Annotated in this window: 1 protein-coding gene; it reads right to left on the bottom strand. The window is 37.3% G+C overall.

All coding sequences use genetic code 11. The features are described 5' to 3' along the window. Positions 1-829, bottom strand: an 829-nt coding sequence (locus tag AC1DPQ_RS28665) for a glycoside hydrolase family 97 N-terminal domain-containing protein (RefSeq protein ID WP_477611702.1), incomplete at its 3' end; no start/stop codon positions are given. Between the last annotated feature and the right edge of the window lie 222 nt (positions 830-1,051).

Below are 1,051 nucleotides of genomic sequence, written 5' to 3'. Positions count from 1 at the left end.
GCGATAGACAGGGTGCCTGCAAATAACCTTTATCGCCAACTGCATCAGGTGTTAACCACGATTCTAAAACCATATTTTTATCGTCGAGATTTAACGACATTAGCGAATAGTTGATTAATGCCGCTTCATGGATATTGATGTACAAACCATCTTTGCTCTTCATCATCAACGGCGTTTGTAAACCCGTTGGTGAGAAAGTAGTTTGTGAAGCATTCGGCGTTATAGCAGTCTTCATTTTACCTCGTACTTCTGATAAGTTTGAGGTTACCGTACTGTATTCCTGTGTATCATAATCACCAGGAAGCCAAAATGCTTTATGATCGCCAGCTAAGGCAAACTGGGTTTTCTCTTCTTTAATTACGAAATAATCTAAGTTTTTTTGTTCAGGAAATTCATATCTAAAACCCAAGCCATCGTTAAACAAACGTAACCGCACAATGATATAGCGGTTAGTTTCCTTTTGCGTTAAAGTTACCGCCAGTTCGTTGTAATGATTTACAATTTCTTTTACTTCGCCCCAAACTGGTTTCCAGGTCTCGTTAAAAGTACTGGTTTTGGTATCACTTATGGTAAAACCGTTCRTTAAAGATTTACCATCTTTAAGTTCAAGCCCCAGCTTACTGGTTTTAATAACGTCTTTTCCTTTGTACTTTAAGCTATAGGTTGGCACTCCCCCTTCGGCCAAAGCAAAACTGGCTACTAAATTGCCATCCGGCGACTTCAAATTCTTTCCGGGAACGTTCCCGAAAACATTCCCAAAAAATAGCAAAGTGCATATTAAAGTAAGGATTTTAAAGCGGTTAAAGGATTGGTTAGGTTTCTTATTCATGTTATCATTTATTTTTGTTATTCCTATTTATATACATTAGAACTTGCAGGTTTTGGTTTCTTTAATACAAAAACGCATTTGATTAAATACAATTTATATCTAAGTTAGATACTAATCCGGTATAACCTGATACAAAAAGTATTTCTACTTTACTATGTTTCGGTTTGTGACGACACGAACCGCGGCGGAGGTTAATATTAATGGCCTCATTGAGCGCTACGC

Source organism: Pedobacter sp. 01T416_2 (assembly GCF_056398925.1).
Note: the sequence above shows the minus strand (reverse complement) of the source record. Positions and strands in the feature narration are given on the sequence as shown.